Origin of the sequence: Streptomyces sp. NPDC046465, assembly GCF_040646035.1 — a bacterium.
In the GTDB taxonomy this organism is placed as follows: domain Bacteria; phylum Actinomycetota; class Actinomycetes; order Streptomycetales; family Streptomycetaceae; genus Streptomyces.
In genome coordinates, this window is sequence record NZ_JBEYZK010000011.1 from 1 (window position 1) to 17,072 (window position 17,072).

15 protein-coding genes are annotated in these 17,072 nt (G+C 71.2%); 8 read left to right on the forward strand and 7 right to left on the reverse strand.

Annotation, left to right across the window (positions count from 1 at the left end; genetic code table 11):
* Window positions 1-407 precede the first annotated feature (407 nt).
* The 3 genes from ABZ953_RS18270 (at window position 408) to ABZ953_RS18280 (ending at window position 2,474) form a co-directional block, all read left to right on the forward strand.
* Window positions 408-1,346: a YihY/virulence factor BrkB family protein gene (locus ABZ953_RS18270; protein ID WP_361724398.1), complete on the forward strand. Its 939-nt coding sequence runs from the start codon at window positions 408-410 to the stop codon at window positions 1,344-1,346.
* An 83-nt stretch (window positions 1,347-1,429) separates the two neighbouring features.
* Complete coding sequence (locus tag ABZ953_RS18275) at window positions 1,430-1,822, forward strand: DUF2267 domain-containing protein (protein ID WP_361724401.1); 393 nt, start codon at window positions 1,430-1,432, stop codon at window positions 1,820-1,822.
* Window positions 1,823-1,859: 37 nt separating this feature from the next.
* The gene (locus ABZ953_RS18280) at window positions 1,860-2,474 is read left to right on the forward strand and encodes a VanZ family protein (RefSeq protein ID WP_361724404.1); all 615 of its coding nucleotides are present in this window, start codon (window positions 1,860-1,862) and stop codon (window positions 2,472-2,474) included.
* Here the strand turns inward: ABZ953_RS18280 and ABZ953_RS18285 are convergent, their stop codons facing one another.
* From ABZ953_RS18285 to ABZ953_RS18300, 4 genes are all read right to left on the reverse strand, one after another.
* A complete protein-coding gene (locus ABZ953_RS18285; RefSeq protein ID WP_361724407.1) occupies window positions 2,475-3,974 on the reverse strand; it encodes a SulP family inorganic anion transporter in 1,500 nt (499 codons plus the stop codon).
* A 153-nt stretch (window positions 3,975-4,127) separates the two neighbouring features.
* Window positions 4,128-6,194, reverse strand: a complete 2,067-nt coding sequence (locus ABZ953_RS18290) for an iron ABC transporter permease (protein WP_361724410.1) — start codon at window positions 6,192-6,194, stop codon at window positions 4,128-4,130.
* Between the two features lie 101 nt (window positions 6,195-6,295).
* A complete protein-coding gene (locus tag ABZ953_RS18295; RefSeq protein WP_361724413.1) occupies window positions 6,296-7,276 on the reverse strand; it encodes an iron-siderophore ABC transporter substrate-binding protein in 981 nt (326 codons plus the stop codon).
* Complete coding sequence (locus ABZ953_RS18300) at window positions 7,273-8,133, reverse strand: ABC transporter ATP-binding protein (RefSeq protein ID WP_361724416.1); 861 nt, start codon at window positions 8,131-8,133, stop codon at window positions 7,273-7,275. Before ABZ953_RS18300 ends, ABZ953_RS18295 begins: the two co-directional genes overlap by 4 nt.
* Before the next feature lie 330 nt (window positions 8,134-8,463).
* Between ABZ953_RS18300 and ABZ953_RS18305 the strand changes: the two genes are divergently transcribed.
* Complete coding sequence (locus ABZ953_RS18305; RefSeq protein ID WP_361724419.1) at window positions 8,464-9,894, forward strand: MFS transporter; 1,431 nt, start codon at window positions 8,464-8,466, stop codon at window positions 9,892-9,894.
* On the opposite strand, the gene ABZ953_RS18310 is transcribed toward ABZ953_RS18305, so the two are convergent.
* The gene (locus tag ABZ953_RS18310) at window positions 9,805-10,401 is read right to left on the reverse strand and encodes a helix-turn-helix domain-containing protein (protein ID WP_361724422.1); all 597 of its coding nucleotides are present in this window, start codon (window positions 10,399-10,401) and stop codon (window positions 9,805-9,807) included. The genes ABZ953_RS18305 and ABZ953_RS18310 overlap by 90 nt on opposite strands.
* Before the next feature lie 153 nt (window positions 10,402-10,554).
* Here ABZ953_RS18310 and ABZ953_RS18315 point away from each other — a divergent pair, with 153 nt between their 5' ends.
* From ABZ953_RS18315 to ABZ953_RS18325, 3 genes are all read left to right on the forward strand, one after another.
* Window positions 10,555-12,135, forward strand: a complete 1,581-nt coding sequence (locus ABZ953_RS18315; RefSeq protein ID WP_361724425.1) for an AMP-binding protein — start codon at window positions 10,555-10,557, stop codon at window positions 12,133-12,135.
* 51 nt (window positions 12,136-12,186) lie between these two features.
* On the forward strand, window positions 12,187-13,386 hold the full coding sequence (locus ABZ953_RS18320) for an acyl-CoA dehydrogenase (RefSeq protein ID WP_361724428.1): 1,200 nt from the start codon (window positions 12,187-12,189) through the stop codon (window positions 13,384-13,386).
* Window positions 13,387-13,452: 66 nt separating this feature from the next.
* A complete protein-coding gene (locus ABZ953_RS18325) occupies window positions 13,453-13,707 on the forward strand; it encodes a DUF6332 family protein (protein ID WP_361724431.1) in 255 nt (84 codons plus the stop codon).
* On the opposite strand, the gene ABZ953_RS18330 is transcribed toward ABZ953_RS18325, so the two are convergent.
* The gene (locus ABZ953_RS18330; RefSeq protein WP_361724434.1) at window positions 13,630-14,937 is read right to left on the reverse strand and encodes an MraY family glycosyltransferase; all 1,308 of its coding nucleotides are present in this window, start codon (window positions 14,935-14,937) and stop codon (window positions 13,630-13,632) included. The genes ABZ953_RS18325 and ABZ953_RS18330 overlap by 78 nt on opposite strands.
* 152 nt (window positions 14,938-15,089) lie before the next feature.
* Window positions 15,090-16,106, reverse strand: a complete 1,017-nt coding sequence (locus ABZ953_RS18335) for a hydroxyacid dehydrogenase (RefSeq protein ID WP_361724437.1) — start codon at window positions 16,104-16,106, stop codon at window positions 15,090-15,092.
* A 115-nt stretch (window positions 16,107-16,221) separates the two neighbouring features.
* Between ABZ953_RS18335 and ABZ953_RS18340 the strand changes: the two genes are divergently transcribed.
* Window positions 16,222-17,034 carry a polysaccharide deacetylase family protein gene (locus ABZ953_RS18340; RefSeq protein ID WP_361724440.1) on the forward strand — a complete coding sequence of 271 codons (813 nt, stop codon included), beginning with the start codon at window positions 16,222-16,224 and terminating at the stop codon, window positions 17,032-17,034.
* Window positions 17,035-17,072: the final 38 nt, after the last annotated feature.

Genomic DNA, 17,072 nt, shown 5'->3' on the forward strand with positions numbered 1-17,072 from the left:
GCCGCGGACCGGCTCACCCCGGCCCGCGGCGCGCCGTGACGCGGCGGTGAGGCCGTCGGTTCGGAGCACAGGCCGCGGTGGGATAAGATCATTCTTGCCACCTCGCGCCGGACTTCCGGTCGGGGGACCGGCGTTGGTCGTCCAAGGAAAGACGCCCCGCTTCCTGCGGGGAAATGCAGGTGCAAGGCCTGCCCAGCGCTCCAGAGAAGCCCTGGACTCCATACACGGGAGTCCGGGGCTTCTGTCGTCCCCGGCCCAGGAGGTCGGCCTCCGGAGCGCCGGGAAGGCTGCCCCCGCTCCCCTGTCCGCGTCACACCGCCCCGTGCCGCGTGTCCGAACAGCGGAACACGGACAGAGGAACAAGAGGCGGCACTCTCGCCGCCGACCTGCACGAAGGAGCAGCCCGCATGGACAGTCCACCGCCCGCCGCGCACGGAGCACCCGTCAAGCTCCCGCACGGTCGCGGGGCACGCTCCCCCCGTACGACCGAGGCCACCGCCGCGCCCTCGACCTGGGCCCTGCGGCGTACCGCTCTGCGCCGCACCCCCGTGGCGATGTGGAACGACGACGTGTCGGACTGGGCGGCGGCCCTGACGTACTACGCGATCCTCGCCCTGCTCCCCGCGCTCCTCGTCACCGTCAGCCTCATCAGCCTGGTCAGCCCCTCCACCACCCAGGCGCTCATCGCCGAGGTCACGGACTGGGCGCCCGCGGAATCGGGCCGCTCCCTGCACTCCGCGCTCAGCGACATGGCGGACGCGCGCTCCGCGGCTCTCACGGTGGTGATCGCCGGCGGGGTCAGCGCGCTGTGGTCCGCGTCCAGTTACGCGGCCGTGTTCCGGCGGGCGCTGCACGCGATGCACGGGGTCGCCGACGAACGGCCCGCCTGGCGCAAGGCGCACCGCGTGCTCATGACCGCGCTGACGCTGCTCGCCCTGCTCGCCGCGAGCGCGCTGCTCCTCGTGCTCAGCGGCTCCCTCGCCGAGAACGTGGGACGGCGCATCGGCTTCGGTGACGCGGGGCAGACGGCCTGGGCCGTCCTGCGGTGGCCCGCGCTGGTCTGCCTGGTGGCGCTGCTCGTGCTCGTCCTCTTCCGCAACGCGCCGCCCGAGGCCCGCGGCTGGCGCCACATCCTGCCCGGCGGGGTCCTCGGCGCGCTGCTCTGGCTGCTCTCCTCGGGACTGTTCACGCTGTACGCCGCCGAGATCGGTACCTACGGCAAGCTGTACGGCTCCCTCGCGGGCATCGTCGTCTTCCTCGTCTGGCTGTGGGTGTCCAACCTGGCGCTGCTCGCCGGGGCGCAGTTCACGGTGGAGATGGACCGGGCGCGGGCCGCCGTGCGGTGAGGTTCCGGCGCGGGCCGCAGGCATCAGGTGGCCCGGCTCGGGTAACCGGAGCAAGAACCGGACCCGAGACGCACGGAGTCGGCATGGGCACATCCTTGGAAGTACTGCTGGACCAGGTGCGGGCGCGAGGAGACTTCGCCAGTCGTCAGCAGGCGGCGGGTGCCATGGAGAACGTCCTGGCCATCCTGGGTGCCCATCTGGTGGGGGACGACCGCACCGACCTCGCCAGGCTGCTGCCCGAACAGTGCGGGCAGGTGCTTGCCGAGGCGGAGCCCGCCAGCGAGCCGCTGACCCCCGTGGAGTTCGTCGACGCGGTGGCCGCGCGGACCGGTGACGACGCGGCCGGGGCGCGCCGCGCCGTGACCGCCGTGCTCGGCACGCTCGCGCGGGCGGCGGACGACGCGCTGCTGCGCCGGATCCTGACGCAGCTCCCGCCGGGGCACGCGGGTCTGTTCGGCCGTACCGAACCGACCTGACACACAGCCGCGGACACGGCGCTTCCTGGAGGCACGCATGGCACGCATGGCTCGGACGGCACGCATGACGCGACCGACGCGACCGACGCGAACGGCACGGGCGGGTCGTGACAGGAAAGTCGGCGAGCGGGTCGAGCGGGCCGCGCCCGGCCGGGCGCCGCGCCTGTCGCCGCTCGCCCGGGCGGTGACGATGCTTGCGGCCTTCGCGGCCATGGTCGCCTTCGCCGTGGTGCTCGCCCGGCTGACGCTGGAGCCGTCGGCGGCCTCCGAGGCGCTGACCCACAGCAACTTCACGCCGGGCGACTCCATCGACGCGTACCTCTCGGAGCCCGCCTTCCGTGACACCGTCAAGCAGCTCGGCGGGAACGTCCTGCTCGGCGTGCCGTTCGGGCTCCTGCTGCCCGTGGTGCTGCCCCGTACCCGGGGGCTGATCCGGGTGGGGCTCGCCACGGCGGTGGTCATGGTCCTCGTCGAGCTGGCGCAGGGCGCGTTCGTGACCGGGCGCACCTTCGACATCGACGATGTCATCCTCAACACCTTCGGGGCGCTGCTCGGCTATCTGCTCCTTGGCCGCCGCCTCGGGCGAGCGGTCCATCCGCGGCGGCGGCACTGGTGGCACCGCTTCACCAGGCGCGACGCGGCCGGTGCCTGATCAGGACGTCAGCTCTCCGCTGAGGGTGTCGTGCAGCGCGGCGCTGTGCTCGTTCAGGCCGATGATCTCGACCTGCTTGCCGCGCTGTGCGTACTTGCCGGTGATCGCGTCCAGGGCGGCGACCGACGACGCGTCCCAGATGTGCGCGGAGGTGAGGTCTATGACGACCTTGTCGGGGTCGGCGGCGTAGTCGAACCGGGTGACCAGGTCGTTGGCGGAGGCGAAGAAGAGTTCGCCGGTGACCGCGTAGACGACCTGGGTGCCTTCGGGGTCGACGACCGCCGTGACGTCGGCGTGGTGGGCGACGCGCCGGGCGAAGGCGACCGTGGCGGTGAGGGTGCCGACGACCACGCCGATGGCGAGGTTGTGCGTGGCGACGACGACCGCGACGGTGACGACCATGACGATCGTCTCCCCCGCGGGCAGCCGCTTCAGGGTCTTCGGGGCGATGGAGTGCCAGTCGAAGGTCGCGAAGCACACCATCACCATCACAGCGACCAGGGCCGCCATCGGGATGTCGGAGACGACCGGGCCGAAGACGATGCAGAGCACCATCAGGAAGGCGCCCGCCAGGAACGTGGAGAGGCGGGTGCGGGCGCCTGACACCCGTACGTTGATCATCGTCTGGCCGATCATCGCGCAGCCGCCCATGCCGCCGAAGAAACCGGTGACGATGTTGGCGATGCCCTGCCCGATGGACTCGCGGGTCTTGGAGGAGCGGGTGTCGGTGATGTCGTCGACGAGCTTCGCCGTCATCAGGGACTCCATCAGGCCGACCAGGGCCATCGCGAGCGCGTAGGGGGCGACGGTGGTGAGCGTGTGGAGCGTGAACGGCACGTCGGGCAGGCCCGGCACGGGCAGCGAGGACGGCAGGTCACCCTTGTCGCCCACGGTCGGCACGGCGATGGCGGCGCCGACCGTGACGGCGGTGAGGACGACGATGGAGACGAGCGGCGCCGGGACCACCTTCGTGATCTTCGGGAAGAACACCATGAGCGCGAGGCCCGCGACGATCAGCGGGTAGACGGGCCAGGGCACGTCGTGCATCTCGGGGACCTGGGCCATGAAGACCAGGATGGCGAGGGCGTTGACGAAGCCGACCATCACGCTGCGCGGTACGAAACGCATCAGCTTGGCGACGCCGAGCGCGCCGAGGACGATCTGGAAGACACCGGCGAGGATCACCGCGGCGACCAGGTAGCCCAGGCCGTGCTCGCGGTTGAGCGGGGCGATGACCAGGGCGACCGCACCGGTCGCCGCGGAGATCATGGCGCGGCGTCCGCCGACGACCGAAATGGTCACGGCCATGGTGAAGGACGCGAACAGGCCGATCGCGGGGTCGACACCGGCGATGATCGAGAACGAGATCGCCTCGGGGATCAGCGCGAGCGCGACGACCAGGCCGCCCAGGATCTCGGTGCGCCAGACCTTCGGGTCGGACAGCCAGTCGGGACGCAGGCCGCGCAGCCGCGCGGCCGGGGACGGTGCGGGGGATGACAAGAGAGGCGGAACCTGTCGTGCTCGGGCACGCCCGGCGGTACCGGGCGGCGTGCGGTGATACCGGGCGGCGTGCGGTGATTGAGGCGCAGCGCCGCGCCGACGACCCCACAGTCTACGCGCGCCCTTCCGGCGACTACCGATGGCTACCGACGGCTACCGACGGCTGCGTACGAGCAGGTACAGGAAGTACGGCGTGCCGATCACCGCCGTCATGAGTCCGGCGCCGAGCTGCGCCGGTGCGATCACCGTGCGGCCCACCAGGTCCGCGGCGCACACGAGGACGGCGCCGAGGAGTACGGCGACCGGCACGACCCGCACGTGCCGCCTGCCCACGAGGGCGCGGGCCGCGTGCGGTGCGACGAGCCCGACGAAGCCGATCGTGCCGGCGGCCGCGACGGCGGTGGCGCTCAGCAGGACGCTGAGGACGAGGAAGCCGAGGCGGCCGCGGCTCAGGTTCAGGCCGAGCAGTTTCGGGGTGTCCTCGTCGAGCGAGACGAGGTCGAGTTCGGTGCGCCTGGCGACCGCGACGGCCAGGCCCGCGGCGAGGACGAGCGCGAGGGGCACCACGTCGGGCAGGGTCCGCCCGTAGGTCGAACCCGCGAGCCAGGTGAGTGCCTTCGTCGCGTTGAACGGGTCGGTGAGGATGATCAGCATGCTGATGATCGCGGCCGATCCGGTGGCGACGCCGAAGCCGACGAGGACGAGCCTGTTCTGCCGGAACCCGCCCCGCGCCGCGAGCCCGAAGACGAGGACCGAGCCGACCGCGGCGCCCGCGAACGCGCCCGCGGCGATGCTCCACGACCCGGCGGTCGGCACGGTCGTCACGAGCAGGACGGCGCCCACCGCGGCGGCGTTGGTCACACCGAGGACGCCCGGTTCGGCGAGGGGGTTGCGTGTCACGGCCTGGGTGAGGGTGCCCGCCAGGGCGAGGGCGGCGCCCGCGAGGAGGGCGGCGAGGACGCGGGGCATCCGGGTGTCGAGCACGAAGCCGACGCTCTGGCCCGCTCTCCCCTGCGCCCAGTTGACGACGTCGCCGAGGAGCAGCTTGCTGTCCCCGATGAGTACGGCGGCGATCGTCAGGCCGATCAGCACGGTCACCAGGACGGCCGTCGTGACGACGAAGACGGTCCTGCTGCGGATGCGCAGCCGGTCGGCCGGGGCCGCGCCCGCCGTGTCCCGGACCCGGGCGGCCATGACGATCAGGAAGACGGCGCCGACCAGGCTGGTGACGACACCCGTCGGCACGGCGACCGCCACGTCCGACGGCACGACGGCGCGCAGCAGCACGTCGGAGCCGAGCACCAGGGCCGCGCCGGTGAGTCCCGCGAAGGGCAGCCGGGCGCGTGACCGGGTGAAGGCGCGGAACCTGCGGGCGAGCGGGCGTACGAGGGCGGGGGCGCACAGGCCCACGAAGCCGATGGGACCGGCGAGGGTGACGGCCGCGGTGGAGAGGAGGGCGGCGAGGACGACGGCGGTGACGCGGGTGGCGCGGACGGGCACGCCGACACCGCGGGCCGCGTCGTCGCCGAGCGCCAGGGCATCGACCCTGCGGGCGAGGAGGACAAGGCCGACGAGGCCGACGACGGCGATGGGTGCCATCTGCAGTACGCCGTCGAAGCCGTTCTGCGCGATGCTGCCCTGGTTCCACTGGTAGAGGCCCTCGGTCTGCTGGGGGAACAGCAGGAGCAGGCCCTCGGTGACGGCGGTGAGGCCGGAGGTCAGGGCGCTGCCGGCGAGGACGAGGCGGACCGTGCCCGCGCCGAGGCCGGACAGGCCGAGGACGACGGCCGCGGCCGCGAGGCCGCCCGCGAACGCGATGCCGGAGGAGGCGAGGAGCGGCAGCGAGATGCCGGTGGCGGCGGCCAGGCCGAGGGCGAGGTAGGAGCCCGCGTTGACGGCGAGGGTGTCGGGCGAGGCGAGGACGTTGCGGCTGACTGCCTGGAGGGCGGCGCCCGCCATGCCGAGTACGGCGCCGACGAGCAGCCCCGCGGTCATCCGCGGCAGCCGGGAGGCGATGACGACGGACGCGTCGGCGGTGTCGGCGCGGCCGGTGAGCGCCTTCCACGCCTCGGGCGGGCCGACGGCGGCCGTGCCCTGGGTGAGGTCGACGACCGCGAGGGCGGCGACGAGGAGGACCAGTGCGGCCGTCACCGCGGCCGCACCCGTTCGGGACGCGGCTGTCGACGGGCGGGTGGCGGGGGTGGTTGCGGTGACGGCCATGGTGTTGCTTCTTCAGCGCCTTACTTGTTCAGAGCCCTGCTGCTTCGGAGCCTTGCTTGTTCAGAGCTCTACTTCTTCAGGGGCCCTACTTCTTCAGGGCCCTACTTCTTCAGGGCCTTCACGACGGAGTCGACGTACTGGTTCATCGAACCGGGGCCGCCGAACATCCAGATGCCGTCGGGCAGCCGGTGCACGTTGCCCTTCTTCACGAACGGCAGCGACGTCCACACCTTGTCCTTCTTCAGGGCGCCCGCGAACGGGTTGCTGCCCTTGTCGCCGTCGTTGCCGATGTAGGCGAACTGCACGTCCTCGTCGAGCTTGGTGAGGCCCTCGACATCGGTGGCGCCGAGGCCGTACGCCTTGTCGCCCTTGACCGCCCAGTCGTTCTTCAGGCCGAGCTTCTCGTTGACGGCACCGAGCAGCGAGCCGTCGGTGTACGGGCGGATCGAGGTCTGGTTGCCGGTGACGTAGCCGTCGGCGAAGGCGTACTTCGCGCCGCCGCGACCGGCGTCGGCGAGCGCCTTCCTGCCCTCGGCGAGCTTCGCCTCGAAGTCCTTCTTGAGCTTGGCGGACCGCTCGGTGGTGCCCGTGGCCTTGGCGAGGAGGTCCAGGTTCTCGTTCATCTGCCCGATGGGGTCGGCGGCGTCGGCCGGGCGCAGGTTCAGGACCGGGGCGATCCTGCGCAGTTGCTTGACCGCGGCGGCGGGCAGGTCGGTCGTCGCGATGATGAGGTCGGGCTTGATGGACGCGATGGCGTCCATGCTCGGCTCGCCGCGGGTGCCGACGTCCTTGGGGTCGTTGGTCAGCGGGACGGCGGTGTCCCAGGTCTTGTAGCCCTTGACGTCGGCGACGCCGGCCGGTTCGACGCCGAGCGACAGCAGGCTCTCGACGGCGTTCCACTCGGTGCCGACGACCTTCTCGGCGGGCCCGTCCAGCTTCACCTTCGTGCCGGTGCCGTCGGTGAGGGTGAAGGACTCGCCGTTCTTCTCGGCGTCGTCGGCGGCGGGCTCGGTGGTTCCGCAGGCGGTCAGGGCGAGGGCCGCGGCGGTGGCCGCCGCCGCGGTGCACAGGAGGCGTCTCATGAGGTGGTGCTGAGCCTTTCGCTTCGCGAGTGGTGACGGCCGAGGGCGCGGGTGCGCAGGCGGCCGGTGAGGGGGTCGGCGTCGACTTCGATACGGATGCCGTACGTGTCGGTCAGCCGCTCCGGTGTCAGTACGTCGTGGGGGTCGCCGTCCGCGACGACCCGGCCCTGGTCCAGGAGGAGGATCCGGTCGGCAATGGCCGCGGCCTGGTCGAGGTCGTGCAGGACGGCGCCGACGGCGATGCCGTGGTCGTCCGCCAGGTCCCGCATGAGGTCGAGGAGTTCGACCTGGTAGCGCAGGTCGAGGTGGTTCGTCGGCTCGTCGAGCAGGAGTACGCCCGTTTCCTGGGCGAGGCAGCCGGCGAGCCAGACGCGCTGGAGCTGGCCGCCGGACAGGTGCTCGGCGCCGCGTTCGGCGAGCTCCGTGACGCCGGTCAGGGCGAGCGCGCGGTCCACTGCCGCCCGGCCGCCCGGGTCGGCCTTGCCCCAGCGGCCCCGGTGCGGATAGCGGCCGAACTCGACGACGTCGCGCACGGTCAGGCCGCTGGGGGTGGGGCGCCCTTGGGTGAGCAGGGCGACGTGCCGGGAGAACTCGCGGGGGCCCATGGCGAGGCCGTCGGTCCCGCCGTCGATGACGAGCGCGGCGGTGCGGGCCCGCTGCAGCCGCGCGAGCGTGCGCAACAGCGTCGACTTCCCGCTGCCGTTCGGGCCCACCAGGACGGTGACTTCGCCCGGCCGCAGCGTCATCGAGGCGTCGTGCACCACGTCGACGCCGTCGTACGCCACGGTGACGCCCGTGGCGGACAGTTCATGACCTTGGGCACGCGTGGCGGCGGCCGTCTCTTCACCTTCAAGCACGGGGAGAGGTTAGCCTAACCTTACCTATACGTGAAAAAGGCCCCCGGAACTCGCCCGCAAGGCCACATTCGGCCAGTTTCCACAGCCGAGGCGAGCCTCGATCAGGGGACCCGGGTCCACCTGCGCGGCAAAACCTCGACGCGGGCCTCACCGCAGGCCTCACCGAAGGCGACGGGGCCCCTCGGGCATGCGGCGCACTCTTGCTCACCTATTCCGTACTAGGCACTCGTTAACGTACAGTCCGTTCAGTTTCAGGAACAGGGGGCAGCCGGAACCTCCGCGCCCCTCCCGCCTCACTGCCGACCCCTTCCCGAGCCGCAGGAGCGCCCCATGACCGAACCGCCCCCGCCCCCGCCTCAACCGCAGCCCCGGTTCGACCGGCGGCGCGCATGGCTGATCGCCGCCCTGATCGTGACGTTCATGCTCGTCAACTACGCGGACAAGTCCGTGCTGGGGCTGGCGGCCGTGCCGATCATGGACGAGCTCGACATCAGCAACAGCACGTACGGGGCGATATCCAGTTCCTTCGCCGTGCTGTTCAGTCTCTCGGGACTGATCGTCGGCTTCGTCTCCGCGCGGATCTCCAGCCGGGTCCTGCTCTTCGCGATGGCCGCGGTGTGGGCGGTGGCCCAACTGCCGGTGCTGTTCGTGGCATCGGTGCCGGCCCTGGTCACGGGGCGAGTGCTGCTCGGGGCTGCCGAGGGGCCCGCGGCGTCCATGTCGATGCACGCGCTGTACAAGTGGTTCCCCGCGGACCGGCGGGGCCTGCCCTCGGCACTGCAGATCAGCGGTGCCGCACTGGGCACCCTGGTGGCGGCGCCGGTCGTGACGTGGCTGATCACCGATTTCGGCTGGCGCTCGGCGTTCGCGGTGCTCGCGGTGACGAGCGCGACGTGGAGCCTCGTGTGGTGGAAGGTGGGGCACGACGGCCCGTACGACCGGGAGCGCGCCGCCGAAGTCCCGCACGCACCCGACCGCCGGGACCGCTTGCCCTACCGGCGGCTCCTGCTGAACGGCACGGTGCTCGGCAGCATCGCCGGGGCCTTCGGCGCCTCCTGGGCGATGGCGGTGAGCCACGCCTGGCTACCCGCATACCTGCGGACCCAGCTCGACATGACGCCGGGCGGGGCGGCCACGCTCATCAGCGCGGTCTCCGCGTTCAGCCTCGTACTGCTGCTCTCGGTACCGGTCTTCGTGGACAAGCTGCGCCGACGCGGCTCTTCCGTCCGCCGGTCGAGCGGCGTCCCGCAGGGCGTCGCCGTGATCGTGGCCGCGCTGGCCATGGCCGCGTTCCCGTTCATGGACGGGCGGGGAGCCCATCTCGCCCTGCTCGCCGTGGCGTTCGGCGGACACGCCATCGTCTTCCCCCTGCACTACATGACCACTTCGGCCGTGATCCCGCCGCTCCAGCGGGGGGCCGTGTTCGGCATCGTCGCCGCGGTCGGCACCTCGCCGGGGCTCGTCGCGCCCTACCTGACCGGCCGCCTCCTGGACTCCGCCGCCTCACGGAGCGCCGGCTACACCCAGGCGTATCTGCTGTCCGCCGCCGTCATGCTGGTCTGCGGGCTGATAGCGCTGGCCGCCATCCGTCCGGACCGGGACGCACGACGGCTGGGGCTGGGGCCGGTCGGCGGGAGGGGGACTGGCGGGGCCGGTACCGGCCCCGCCAGCTCAGGCCGGCGTCTCGAAGCCGCTGGCCCAGTACCGACCGCGCATCGCCAGGTCGAGGAGCATCCGCACGACCTCCTCGGCGGGCAGTGACGGAGCCTCCTGCTCCACCCACCAGCGCAACACGGCCACCTGCTCCCCCACCCACACCCGCGCGAGCAGTTCGGGGTCGATGCGCGGCTGCACGTCGTTGCGTTCCGCGCGGGAGCGGAACTCCTCCGCCGTCGCCCGCGCGCAGGCGTCCACGAACATCTGCAGCGGCTTGCCGTCGCCCTCGCCGCGCAGCACGATCCGGTAGAGGTCGCGCTCCTCACGCGCGTGGCGCAGCATCTCCAGGACCGGCTTGCCCGTGAAGCCGATCCCGCTGTCGGCGACGGCGGGGACGAGCCGCTCGGCGAGTCCGGCGAGCAGGTCGCCCGTCACACGGGCGAACAGGTCTTCCTTGTCGCGGAAGTGGGCGTAGAAGGTGGCGCGGGCCACGTCCGCCCGTTCGGTGATGTCCTCCACGGTCAGCGCGGTGAAGCCGCGTTCGAGCGCCAGTTCCACCAGGGCGGAGCCCAGGGCCCGGCGCGACCGCCTCGTCCGTCTGTCCTCGGCCATGGAGCCACCCCTTTTTCGATCCGCGTTCGATCCGCGCGCTGCGTGCACGCCCAGTCTAGGAGACGCTTGACACTGCAGCAGTTACTGAACAAGCTGTCTGCAATTGATCCTGGTGTACATCTTCAGCTTCGCCTCTGGCTTGGAGTCGGCTTCATGAATCTCGGCACCTACCTGTCCCGCAGCGCCCGCTACTGGCCCAAGGCCCCGGCACTCGTCTGCGAGGACCGCTCCTGGAGCTTCACCGAGCTCGACCGTGCGACCAGTCGACTGGCCTCCGCCCTGACCGCCAGGGGGCTGCACCCCGGCGACGCCGTGGCCTCGCTCGCGTGGAACCGCGGTGAGCTGGTGGAGGTCGAATTCGCCCTGTACAAAGCGGGGTTGACACGCGCGCCGATCAACGCCCGCCTCGGCCGGGGGGAGATCGAGCACATCCTGCGCTACGCCCCCGTGCGGGCCCTGGTGTTCGACGCCGCCCACCGCGAGGACGCCCTGGCCGCCATCGCCGCGGCCGGCACCGACTGTCTGCCGGTGGCGCTGGACGATCCGCGGGACGGCCCGCCGGACGATCCCGACGCGCACGGGATCACCTACGGCACGCTGCTGGCCGGGGGCGACGACGCCCCCTTCCTCGTCGACGTGGGCGAGGACGAGCCCTGTGTCCTGAACTTCACCTCCGGCTCGACCGGGGCGCTCAAGGCCGCGGTGCAGACGGTCGGCAACCGGCTGGCGAACATGCGCAAACTGCTGATGGCCGACGAGTCCCGGCCCCGCCCCGGCACCCGCTACCTCGCCTGCGGCCCCATCACCCACGCCACCGGAATGGGCCTGCTCGCCGGCGTGTTCGGCGGCTCCACGACGTACGTCCTGCCCTCCTGGAGCCCGCAGGCCTTCCTGGAGACGGTCGAGAAGGAAGGCATCACCGCCACCTTCCTCGTACCGGCGATGGTGAACATGGTGCTCGCCCACCCCGGCGCCGCCGGACACGACCTGTCCTCGCTGACGAGCGTGCGGATCGGCGGGGCGCCCGTCTCACCGCAACGCCTGCGCGACGCCGTGGAGTTCTTCGGCCCCGTCGTCGCCCAGGGGTACGGCCTCGGCGAGACCACCAGCGTGGTCGCGGGCCTGAGCGGTGACGAGATCGCCCGCGCGGTGCGGGAGGACCCCGAACTGCTGCAGTCGTGCGGGCGCTCCACCTACGACACCGAGATACGCGTCGTCGACGAAGCGGGCCGGGAGCTCGCCCCGCGCGAGGTCGGCGAGATCATCGTGCGCGGACCCGACTGCGTACGCGAGTACTGGCAGGAGCCAGGGCTGTCCGCGGAGACCTTCCGTGACGGGTGGGTGCACACCGGCGATCTCGCCTGGATGCGGGAGGACGGCTATCTCTTCCTCGTCGACCGCAAGAAAGACATGATCATTTCGGGTGGCTTCAACATCTACTGCACCGAGGTCGAGGCGGCCCTGTACGAGCACACCGCCGTCCGGGAAGCCTGCGTCGTCGGCGTGCCCGACGAACGGTGGGGCGAAGCGGTCAAGGCCGTCGTCGTACGCCACTCCGGCGCGGTCGTCGGCGCGGACGAGCTGATCGCCTTCTGCGCCGAGCGCCTCGACCGGTTCAAGAAGCCGCGCTCCGTGGACTTCGCGACCGAGCTGCCGCACAACCGGAACGGCAAGCTCGACCGCAGGGCCGTGCGTGAGCCGTACTGGGCCCACACCGCCCGCCGCGTCAACTGACGCACCCACGAGCCTCGTTCGTACATCCGCCGCTACCTCAAGGACCTCTCGATGACCGCCTTCTCCTTGCGTCCCGCCCCTGCCGACCCGCGCACCGCCGAACTCGTCGAACGGCTGCGCGACTACCTCGACGGCGAACTCGCCGACTACGAACGCGAGCGCGGGCTCACCCACGACAGCCGCCTCACCCGCGCCGACCTGGAGCCTGTCTGGCGCCGCAGTCGCGAACTCGGCTTCTACGGCATCCACCTCCCCGAGGAGTACGGAGGCCAGCACCTCACCTACTCCCAACTCGCGGCGCTCAAGGAGGAGGTGGGCGCCAGCGGACGCGTTCTGTCGCACTGCGTCCTCGGTGACATGGGTGGGCCGCTGCGTGCGGGCGACATCGTCAAGTACGCCACCGCACACCAGCTGGAGACGTATCTGCTGCCCCTGATCCGCGGCGAGCGGGCCTGCTGCTTCTCCCTCACCGAGACCGACGCGGGCTCCGACGTCCGCTCGATGCGGACCGTCGCCGTACGGGACGGTGACGGCTACCGGCTGACCGGGCACAAGGTGTTCTCCTCCGCCGGGCCCTTCGCCGACTTCGCCATCGTCGTGGCCCGCATGGCCGGTACCGGTGAACAGGACGGCGAGAAACCGCTTTTCTCCGCGTTCCTCGTGGACCTCGACAGTCCGGGCTGCCGGGTCGAGGACGGGGCGACCCCGATGTCCGGCGAGCACATCGAGAGCGACATCGTGCTGGACGACTGCCACGTTCCCGCGGCGAACCTCCTCGGCGAGGAGGGCAAAGGCATGCGCATCGCCCTCGGCCGGGTCACCACGAACCGGCTGCTGCACTGTCCCACCGTCCTCGGCGCCACCCGCCGCGCCCTCGACCTGACGCTGAACCGGGCCCGCACCCGCAAGGTGGCCGGCGGACAGCCCCTGCTCATGCTGCAGGCCATCCAGCACAAGGTCGCCGACATGGCCACGGAGTTCTACGCCGCGCGCTCCATGACGTACGCCGCGCTCGCCGCCCTCGACGAGGGACGCGAGGTGCACGCCGAAGCGTTTATGTGCAAGCTCTTCGTCGCCGAGTCCTCGTTCCGCATCCTCGACGAGGCCGTGCAGATCCATGGCAAGGAGGGGCTCACCCAGGGCAACGAGATCGAGTTCCTCTTCCGCAAGATCCGGATGTTCCGCATCCTCACCGGCACTTCGGAGATCCAGCGCAACGGGATCGCGAAGCTGCTGGCCTTCCACCACTGACGCGCCTGCCCCACCGACCCGCCGCTCCCGCGCTCCCTCTCGTGAGCGCCGTGGGAAACTCCGGTCATGGATATGGGCCGTGAGTCCCGCTGGGAGAAGGACGCGATGACCGTCGAGATCATGTTCGCGCTCGTGAGCGCCCTGGTCGTCGGCGCCTTCGTGTTCGGTGTCGTCATGGCCCCGGCCCTGTTCTGGGATCTGCCGCCGCGCGTCGTCAAGGGGCTGCGGTGGACCGGCGGGGCGCTAGGCGTCGCGGCGGCCGTGCGGCGTGCGGTGCTCGTGCTGCTGCGCCACGACCGGGACCGGCACGCCGGACGGTGAGGGCGCATCGGCCGGAGCAGGCGCAGACCTGGCAGACCTCGCAGACCTGGCAGACCTCGCAGACCTCGCAGATCTGAGGCTCGGGACCAGCGATCGTGCGGTCCGCAGCGTCGCGGACGGCGAGAAGCCCGGAAGCATCAGCACCACCATCCCCGTCGCGCAGACGACGAGCAGCCCCAGCAGGAACCAGCGCGCTCCCCCGCCCGCGGCGACCGCCACTGTGCCGAAGGCGAACAGGGCCGCCCAGGCGTACATGATCAGTACGGCCCTGCGGTGCGAGTGGCCGATCTGCAGGAGCCGGTGATGCAGATGCCCCTTGTCGGCCGCGAACGGCGACTGCCCGCGCCAGGTGCGCCGGACGAACGCCAGCACGAGGTCGCTCACGGGGAGCGCGAGCACGGTGAGGGGAAGCAGCAGGGGGATGTAGAGCGGCACCATCACCTTGTTCGCCTCGTGCGTGCTGCCCGCCGCCTGGACGAACAGGGAGGCGTCCACCTGGCCGGTGAGCGAAATGGCGCACCCGGCGAGAACCGTGCCGATCAGCATCGAACCGGAATCGCCCATGAAAATCCGCGCCGGATGCACATTGTGCGGCAGGAATCCCAGACACATGCCCACGAGCAGGGCGGAGAACAGCGCGGCGGGCTCGGCGGCTTCGATGCCGTAACCGAACAGCAAGCGGTAACTGTGCATGAGGAATGCGGCGGCGGCGATACAGATCATGCCCGCCGCGAGTCCGTCGAGCCCGTCGACGAAATTGACGGCGTTGATGGTGATGACGATCAGGGCGACCGTCAGCAAGGAGCCCTGGACCTGGTCCAGATAGAGCGTGCCGTAGCCGGGTATCGGCAGCCAGAGGATGACGAGACCCTTGTAGACCATCACACCCGCCGCGATGATCTGGCCGCCGAGCTTGCTGAACGCGTCGATCTCGAACTTGTCGTCCAGGGTCCCGACCAGCCAGATCACCGCCGCGCCGCCGAGCAGGGCCTGGGGCTGACCGGTGGGGAAGACGCGCGCGAGGCCCGGCAGTCGACTGGCGACGACCAGACCGGCACAGAGGCCGATGAACATGGCGATGCCGCCGAGGCGGGGCGTGGGCACGCGGTGCACATCGCGTGCCCGGACCGCTGGGGCGGCCCCGGCCGCAATGGCGAATTTCCGCACCGGCCCCGTGGCAAGACAGGTGACGGCAGCGACCACGCACAAAACCAAGAGGAAATCCCGCACAGCGTCCTTGCCCGAGTTCGTTTGTCGTACGGAACACCACCCTAATCGCCGTGTGCGAGAGGGTTATACGCCGTCCAACGGGTCGGGGGGACGCTCTTGCTGATTACGGCTCATGCCATCCGGCTCACGTCATCCGACTCACGCCATCCGTCTCATGCCATGTACGGGAGCCTGTCGCGTCGTACCGCGTGGGCGAAGCCGTCGCCCGCGGCCCAGCGGCTGACCTCGTCGACGGCGAGTTCGGCGAGGCGCCGCCACTCGTTGCCCTGGGAGCCCGCGAGGTGCGGGGTGAGCAGGGCGTGCTCGCAGTCCCACAGCGGATGGCCGGGCGGCAGGACGTCAGGGTCGGTCACGTCGAGCACCGCGCGGACGCGGCCCGCGGTGACGGCGTCGGTGAGCGCCTCCTGGTCGACGACGGCGCCGCGCGCGGTGTTGATGAGCACGGCGCCGGGGCGCATCGACGCGAGCAGCTCACGGCCGACGAGACCGTGCGTGGCGGGCAGCAGCGGGGTGTGCACGCTCACGGTGTCGCTCCGCGCGAAGAGCTCGGCGAGCGGCACGAGCTCCACGCCGAGCGCGGCGGCCTCCTCCTCGGACACATACGGGTCGGACAGCAGCACTCGAAGGTCGTAGGGGCGAAGGAGCTCGATGACGCGGCGCCCGATCAGCGAGGCGGAGAGGAGGCCCACCGAGCGGCGGTAGTTGCCGACGCCGCGGGGCGTGCGCCGCCAGTCCACCTCGGCGCGGGCGGCGCGGAAGTCGCGGGCGCTCTCCAGGACGCGCTTGCCGGTGAGCAGGACCATCGCGACGGTGTACTCGGCGACGGGCAGCGCGTTGGCGGCTGCGGCCGAGGACACCTCGATGCCGCGCTCCCAGCACGCCTCGGTGATGTGGGCGCGCACGGAGCCCGCCGTGTGGGCGACGGCGCGCAGGCGCGGGGCGTGTGCGAGCACCTCGGCGGTGAGGGGTGGGCAGCCCCAGCCGGTGACGAGGAGCTCGGCCCCGGCGAGCACGGCGCGGGCGCGGTCGGTGGAGAAGTCGTCGAGCACGGGCGGCGGTTCGAGCGTCGTGACCCGGGCGAGCGCGTCGAGGGCAGGCTGTTCCAGGACGGCCTCGGCCGCTCCCTGCGACATGGCGAGCGCGGCGCGGGGCCGGGGGGACGGTGACATCTTGCTCCTCGGGGAAGGGCCGGTGAGGTGTCGCCTGCCCGCTGCCCTTACCCGTTCCGCCGGAAGTCGACGCACACTATGCGCGAGGTGTATACACGATGTGTATAGTGTGTACATGCCCCCCACGAACATCCCTTCCGAGATCAAGACGACGCGCTCCCCCAAGAGGTTGCCTCGTCGCGCCATATCCGTCCTCGCGACGGGAGCGGCCCTCACGCTCGCCCTGACGGGGTGCACCCAGCTCGACACCACCTCGCCCAGCACCGTCCGTAAGGAAGGCGCGGACGCGAAGGCCGCGGATCAGGGAAAGATGGGCACCGTCGACTGCCGCAAGGCCAAGTGCGTGGCGCTGACCTTCGACGCGGGCCCCAGTGAGAACACGCCCAGACTTCTCAAGATCCTCAAGGAGAAGCAGGTCCACGCCACCTTCTTCACGCTCGGCAAGAACCACATCGAGAAGTACCCCGAGCTCGTGAAGCAGATGGACGCCGAGGGCCACGAGGTCGCCAGCCACACCTGGTCGCACAAGATCCTGACGAAGATCGACGAGAAGGCGGCGCGCAGCGAGCTGGAGCGCCCCAACAAGGCGATCGAGAAGCTCATAGGCAAGAAGCCGACGCTGATGCGCCCGCCGCAGGGCCGCACCGACGACGACGTCAACAAGCTCTCCAAGGAGCTCGGCCTCGCGGAGGTCCTGTGGACCGTCACCGCGAAGGACTACACGACCAATGACTCCAAGCTGATCCAGAAGCGGGTCATCGACCAGACGAAGCGGGACGGCATCATCCTGCTGCACGACATCTACAAGGGCACCGTGCCGGCCGTCCCCGGTGTCATCGACGAGCTGAAGAAGCGCGGATACGTCTTCGTGACGGTCCCGCAGCTGCTCGCGCCGGGCAAGGCGGAGCCGGGCAAGGTCTACCGCTAGGGCCTGGCCTGTACCGGATGGCCCCGCTGCCGTCGGCC

Coding starts and splice junctions, on each gene's coding strand:
- ABZ953_RS18340 (WP_361724440.1), top strand. CDS start 16,222: ATGCCCCCCACGAACATCCCTTCCGAGATCAAGACGACGCGCTCCCCC.
- ABZ953_RS18270 (WP_361724398.1), top strand. CDS start 408: ATGGACAGTCCACCGCCCGCCGCGCACGGAGCACCCGTCAAGCTCCCG.
- ABZ953_RS18305 (WP_361724419.1), top strand. CDS start 8,464: ATGACCGAACCGCCCCCGCCCCCGCCTCAACCGCAGCCCCGGTTCGAC.
- ABZ953_RS18290 (WP_361724410.1), bottom strand. CDS start 6,194: ATGGCCGTCACCGCAACCACCCCCGCCACCCGCCCGTCGACAGCCGCG.
- ABZ953_RS18280 (WP_361724404.1), top strand. CDS start 1,860: ATGGCACGCATGGCTCGGACGGCACGCATGACGCGACCGACGCGACCG.
- ABZ953_RS18325 (WP_361724431.1), top strand. CDS start 13,453: ATGGATATGGGCCGTGAGTCCCGCTGGGAGAAGGACGCGATGACCGTC.
- ABZ953_RS18275 (WP_361724401.1), top strand. CDS start 1,430: ATGGGCACATCCTTGGAAGTACTGCTGGACCAGGTGCGGGCGCGAGGA.
- ABZ953_RS18295 (WP_361724413.1), bottom strand. CDS start 7,276: ATGAGACGCCTCCTGTGCACCGCGGCGGCGGCCACCGCCGCGGCCCTC.
- ABZ953_RS18335 (WP_361724437.1), bottom strand. CDS start 16,106: ATGTCACCGTCCCCCCGGCCCCGCGCCGCGCTCGCCATGTCGCAGGGA.
- ABZ953_RS18320 (WP_361724428.1), top strand. CDS start 12,187: ATGACCGCCTTCTCCTTGCGTCCCGCCCCTGCCGACCCGCGCACCGCC.
- ABZ953_RS18310 (WP_361724422.1), bottom strand. CDS start 10,401: ATGGCCGAGGACAGACGGACGAGGCGGTCGCGCCGGGCCCTGGGCTCC.
- ABZ953_RS18315 (WP_361724425.1), top strand. CDS start 10,555: ATGAATCTCGGCACCTACCTGTCCCGCAGCGCCCGCTACTGGCCCAAG.